Here is a 5,969-nt window from a genome sequence, read left to right on the forward strand (position 1 = left end):
TTTTCTTATAATATTTTTTTGCCCTCATATAATATTTAAAAGTTGTAAGTATGCCGCAGTTTTTCTGCCTGTTTAGTACTTTCATCTTATCATATTTAGAAATCATCATTTTGGTTATTTATTACATTAAATAATTTAAAATTTACATAAATCAAATAGTGATAACATTGTGATAAATTTTTCATAATAAAATATACTTAATCAATTTTTTGTGGTTTTTCATATAACCAGTAATCATGAAAAGGATCTTTTTGTAACATATTGGCTTCTGTTTCATTTAATATTTGAAAAACTGAACATTCTATGCCTTGTTTCAAATACTGTTCTAAATGTCCATCATCTTTACACCATGTTTTTACATCTTCAATAGTAAACCATGGTGTTTTTAGTTGATTCGTTGCTTTTTTAGATTGTATTGTTCTAATAAGCCAATTGTTCCCAGCCACAGAGAAGAAAATGAATCACTATGTCCATTTATTCCGTAATAATATTTTTCCATTGTTCTCACCTCGATACTATTAAACAAATAAAATAAACATTATTTGTGTCAATTTTCTCTAAAAAACAGCCAAATTTTTTTCTTAATACAAAAACAACAATCGCAATCAAAGCGACGACAAATTTTTCTATATTTATTTTTCTTTACGAAGATATTATGCCAAGTTTATATTTTATTTGTTCATTGTTTACATCCTTCTAATTAACATGTACCGGTTCATTTCCTTCCATGATATTTTCAATGTCTTCTTTGGCATTTTGAATCGTTGTTTCATCGGGATACATGACATAGGCATAGTCCTGAAGTTCATAGGCATAATCTGTAGCTCCTGAGCCATTTAAGCTATATGTATATACACTCCATTCATTTCCTTGTGAAAGCTGTTGCTTGACAAAAGAAAGAATTTGACTGGTTTCCATATTGGTTTGAAACAAGTCTTCCATAATATTTAAAATATCTGGAATTTTATTTAAAATGGCTGTCGAACAACATTTTTCAATTAAAGCTGAAACAATTTCCATTTGATTCTTACCTCTTTGCCGATCTCCATCTTGGTATGCATAGCGTTCACGAGCATAGGCCAAGGCACATTCTCCATTTAAATGATTCATACCTTCTTGTACCGAACATGCATGGAAACTAGCAGATAGTTCTGTGTCATATTCAGAATAGACATCAATGCCATCGAGTAAGTCCACTAAAGTCACAACCGTTTGAAAATTTACTAATACATTATAATTGATTTCAATGTCCAATAAATTTTCAATGGTTTTTTCAGTAGTGGAAATGCCATGCCATCCTGTATGCGTTAATTTATCCATTTGTCCATTGGCACAGCCAACGCCTTGTTCACATACAGTTTCTACGTAATAATCTCTTGGAATGGATAATAAATAAATTTGATGGGTATTGGGATTGATTGTAATCACTAAATTCACATCACTTCTTGAATCACTGTCTTCAAAGCTTCCACTTCTTGTATCTATGCCACTGACTAAAACAATAAAAGGCTCATTGATAACGTCTACACTTGAAGTCGTGTCTGTGGTTTCAATGGTATAGGTATATTGATGAATGACATTGACTTTTTCTTCAAAGTCTGACATGCCTTCAGATTCTGAAATAATTTCTAAATAACTTTGATCTAGGCAAATACCATCTAAGAGTCCATTTAAAAAATCTTGTATCATGTTTTCAGAGGAGCTATATCCAATGGCTTCTATATCTTTTGAATATTCATTCAAACAATCCATACTCTTCTCTTCATTTATAACTAAATAACCAATCACACCTTTTTCTAAGTCCTGTGCTGCATCTTTTAAAGCATAAATAGAAATGGTTTTCTTTTTCGTTCGATTTGTGTATGAAATATTCGATAGTGTCTGTATCATTTGATGAAGATAATATCCACTTCCCAGTGAACAAATTATTAAAGCCACACTGAGTAAACAAGCAATTAATGTATGTTTTTTATGATAGGAATATACAATAAGAGCTAGAATCAAGAACACAAAAACAATTAAAAAAATAATATAAATCCATGGAATGATTTGTATTTCAATGATTTTATAGAAAAAATAGAATGTACTAAGTAGTACAGCTATCAACAATCCAATTTCTTTTTTCATTCTATCACCCTTTTCATCATACAAAAACCTTTCTTGAATTTCAAAGAATGTGTTCTTTTTCATTTGTATATGATAAAATTTTTTATAGTTGAAAGAGATGGTTTATATGAAAAAAATTGTTTTTTTAGATCTAGATGGAACGTTCTGGGATTTTGAAAGAATTCCGGATTCAACTTTAAAAGCGATGGCAATCGCAAAAAAGAATGGGCATAAATTTTTTGTGAATACAGGAAGAACAAAGTGTGAAATTAATCAAGTATTATGGGATTTAGATTTTGATGGATATTGTTTCTCATCTGGTAGTGAAATTATTTTAAACAATGAACAGGTTTTTTATCATCCATTAGGTGCTTCTTTAGCTAAAGATATACATAAAATTGTAGAAAATCTTAACTTGGGATATTCCATGGAAGGATCTCAACAAACTTTTATTAATGAAATCAATCGAGATCGTATGTTAAAATTTGCCAAAGAAAATCGCATTGGAAATCATTTTAGTTCTTTTCCAAGTGCCAGTACAATGAATGAAAAAGATTATGAACAAATTATGAAGGTATCGGTTCATTTAGATGAACTACATCAAAAAGATGAATTACTGAAGAAATTGCCAGAAAATGTCGTTTTTACGCAGTTTCAAAAATATGGGGGAGAAATTACTTTGAAACAAAATAATAAAGCCACTGCTATTCAATTTCTAGAAAATTATTTCCATCATGAATATGAATCCATGGCTTGTGGAGATTCCGATAACGATATTCCTATGCTAAAATATGCACATATTTCAGTGGCTATGGGAAATGGAAGTCAATCGGTAAAAGATATTTGTGACTTTGTGACTTCGGATATCAATGATAATGGTCTTTACAATGCCTTTGATCATTATTTATTATTAGAGTAAGGAGACAATTTATGGAATATAAAAAAATAAAAATCACGAGTAAAGATAATCCTAAGCGTTTTTATCGTATATTAGCTGTAAAAGGAGACCCAGATTTAAATATGTTAGGAGCTTTAATTGGATCGTCTTTAAATGCTTTCTTTGGACATTATTATATGTTCTACAACAAACAAGCTTCTTATGTACCCGATGACTGGATTGAATCCGATAGTGATTATGGATTGAATAGTTCTCATTTATCGGATTTACAAGATTCTTTTACATATGTTTATGACACAGGAGAGTCATGGGAATTTGATTGTAAAGTAATGAAAAGAACCATTCAATATGAAAGCGATGTATGGGAAAATCCACTTGGTTTTGTGGTGGAAGGAAAAGGACAGGGAATTTTTGAAGATGATCATATGACGTTATTTCGTTATTTAAATGGTGAAATTGATCCAAATTCCAATGAAGAAATACCAGAATTACATCAATCTATGCCTTATAACCTGGATTTAGATGTATATGGTGATTTTGATTTACCATTGAATTTAGATGACTATGTTTATTTTGAAAACGACATGAAAATGATTTGTCAGCACTTAGATCCAGATTATGAATACGATAGTCGAGAAAATGATTTATTGGATGAAGTTTTAAAAAATGCGGCGCTTTCTATTTTTATGGATGATTTCACAAATCAAGTGTATCGAAAATTGATAGAAAAATATGATGTCAATGATGCGTTTGATATGATTGTGAATTGTTATTTCAAAACATTTAAAGAACTCGATGAAAGTACAGCTACTGAAGAATTGTTTTTTTCTACAATTAAAAAACATTTGAAAAAATTAAAATAGAGGCTTTTCCTCTATTTTTATTATATGAAAGGAATAAAAAATGAAAATAAAAAATCCTATGCTGGTTGTAAAAAATATAGATAAATCCGTAGAGTTTTATAAAAAAGTATTAGGACTTCGTGTCATTATGGATTTTGGAGCCAATAAAACTTTGACAGGTGGTTTATCATTACAAACACTCGATACCTGGAAAGAATTTATTGATGCAGATACAATCTCATTTGGAAGTAATAGCTATGAGATTTATTTTGAAGAAGATGATTTTGACAACTTTATGAGTCGTCTACAAAAATATGATGTGAAATATGTACATCCCATCAAGGAACATTCTTGGGGACAAAGAGTCATTCGAATATATGATCCAGATCAACATATTATTGAAGTGGGTGAGAATCTAAAAATGGTTTGTAAGCGTTTCTTAGATAGTGGTTTAAATCCAGAAAAAGTTGCTGAAAAAATGGATGTTCCCATGAAATTTGTAAAAGCTTGTATGCGATAAATCTTCGGCTAATCTACGATTATATCTTGGATTAGCCGAAATTAATTTTTAGATTATTGTGAATTATAACGTACATAATGTGTATTACGACCTTTTCCTTTTCTAAAGATGGTTTTGTCTTCTACAAGTTTTTTCAATGTTGCTTCTACAGAAGAACTGCCTAAACTCGGACAGTTCTCCATAGTGCATTTTCAACGGTTTTGATAAAATAACATAATTTATTTAAATTTTCATCAAATGAACTATTTCATTCTTTTGCTTCTTGAATCTCATTAAAAAAATAGACTTTGTCATTGATTTTTTAGAGAATTATGAGAGTAAAATTGACTATTCCCTTATAATTGAATACAATTTAAGGGAAATTATAAAGGATAAGGGAATGAGAACTTTTAATTACTCAGCCATCAAGAATCAGAAATGGGATTCTGAAATTCTTGAACTAATTGCTGCAATCTATAAAGAGTATGGTAAGCAGGATTTTTATCTGAAACAGCGTCCGAATGAACTAGAGAAACTAGTTGATATCGCAAAAATCCAGAGTACAGAAGCCTCCAATGAAATTGAAGGAATTGTTACCACCAATACAAGAATCAAGCAATTAGTAGAGAAGAAAACCACTCCAAGAAACAGAAATGAACAAGAAATTGCAGGATATCGAGATGTTCTTTTTATTATTCTTGAAAGCTATGGTGCCATTCCTCTGTCAAAGAATTATATCCTGCAGCTTCATAAGATTATGTACAGCCACATGAATAATCCAATGGCTGGACAGACAAAAAATGTACAGAATTATATTAGTACCACTTTCCCGGATGGCCATACTGAAATACTTTTCACTCCGTTGTCTCCATTCGAAACACCAGAAGCATTGGAGAGAATCTGTGAGGAATACAACAAAGTTATTGGAAATATGGAATTAGAGCCTTTAATTGCGATTGCAGTCTTCATCCATGATTTTCTGTGTATTCATCCGTTTAATGATGGTAATGGCAGAATAAGTCGCTTGCTGACTACCCTGCTTTTATATCGATGTGGATTCTATGTTGGGAAATATATTTCCCTGGAAGCAAAGATTTCTAAAAACAAGGATTTGTATTATGACGCACTGAATCGTTCACAACATGGATGGCATAAAGGAAACGAAGATGTCGTTCCTTTCATTAAATATATGCTAGGTACTATTTTAGCTGCATATAAAGACTTTGACGATAGATTTGCCATCGTAGAAGAAAAGCGTCCTGCCATTGATATGGTTCGCAAAGCTATTCAAAATAAAATTGGTCGTATCACTAAGCAAGATATCAGGGAACAGTGTCCTTCTTTGAGTCTTAGTTCTATTGAAGGTTCATTGCGAAAAATGGTTGCATCTGGTGAAATCAAGCGTGAAGGCGCTGGAAAATCAACTTACTATATTCGTGTAAAAATATAAAAGGAAAAACGTCAGCATTCTTTGCTGACGCTTTGGATTTTATAGTGGCTTTATTGTAGAGCTCATGAATAGACTTATTTAATTCCACTGTTCTTCCAACAAAAAATCACGGATATTACGCAATGTCATTAAGTTAAGAATAACAACATTTAGGGGGTAACAAAAAAATGTACC

At 31.0% G+C, this 5,969-nt stretch carries 7 protein-coding genes; 4 read left to right on the top strand and 3 right to left on the bottom strand.

What is annotated here, in order from left to right:
* Window positions 1-197: 197 nt before the first annotated feature.
* Both ACI32A_RS08205 and ACI32A_RS08210 read right to left on the bottom strand, forming a co-directional pair.
* Entirely contained in the window at window positions 198-446 is a 249-nt protein-coding gene (locus tag ACI32A_RS08205; protein ID WP_439754564.1) for a hypothetical protein, read from the bottom strand.
* Window positions 447-696: 250 nt separating this feature from the next.
* Window positions 697-2,127: an LCP family protein gene (locus tag ACI32A_RS08210; RefSeq protein WP_439754565.1), complete on the bottom strand. Its 1,431-nt coding sequence runs from the start codon at window positions 2,125-2,127 to the stop codon at window positions 697-699.
* A gap of 106 nt (window positions 2,128-2,233) precedes the next feature.
* Between ACI32A_RS08210 and ACI32A_RS08215 the strand changes: the two genes are divergently transcribed.
* The 3 genes from ACI32A_RS08215 to ACI32A_RS08225 are packed head-to-tail and all read left to right on the top strand — an operon-like array spanning window position 2,234 to window position 4,366.
* Window positions 2,234-3,025 (top strand): Cof-type HAD-IIB family hydrolase, encoded by a 792-nt coding sequence (locus ACI32A_RS08215; protein WP_439754566.1) that lies wholly within the window; start codon window positions 2,234-2,236, stop codon window positions 3,023-3,025.
* 11 nt (window positions 3,026-3,036) lie between these two features.
* Window positions 3,037-3,867 (top strand): IS1096 element passenger TnpR family protein, encoded by an 831-nt coding sequence (locus ACI32A_RS08220; protein ID WP_439754567.1) that lies wholly within the window; start codon window positions 3,037-3,039, stop codon window positions 3,865-3,867.
* Window positions 3,868-3,907: 40 nt separating this feature from the next.
* A complete protein-coding gene (locus ACI32A_RS08225; protein ID WP_439754568.1) occupies window positions 3,908-4,366 on the top strand; it encodes a VOC family protein in 459 nt (152 codons plus the stop codon).
* Between the two features lie 53 nt (window positions 4,367-4,419).
* On the opposite strand, the gene ACI32A_RS08230 is transcribed toward ACI32A_RS08225, so the two are convergent.
* Window positions 4,420-4,548: a hypothetical protein gene (locus ACI32A_RS08230; RefSeq protein ID WP_439754569.1), complete on the bottom strand. Its 129-nt coding sequence runs from the start codon at window positions 4,546-4,548 to the stop codon at window positions 4,420-4,422.
* An 80-nt stretch (window positions 4,549-4,628) separates the two neighbouring features.
* Between ACI32A_RS08230 and ACI32A_RS08235 the strand changes: the two genes are divergently transcribed.
* Window positions 4,629-5,795 carry a Fic family protein gene (locus tag ACI32A_RS08235; protein WP_439754570.1) on the top strand — a complete coding sequence of 389 codons (1,167 nt, stop codon included), beginning with the start codon at window positions 4,629-4,631 and terminating at the stop codon, window positions 5,793-5,795.
* Window positions 5,796-5,969 lie beyond the last annotated feature (174 nt).

This window comes from Floccifex sp. (assembly GCF_051873555.1).
GTDB lineage: Bacteria > Bacillota_I > Bacilli_A > Erysipelotrichales > Erysipelotrichaceae > Floccifex.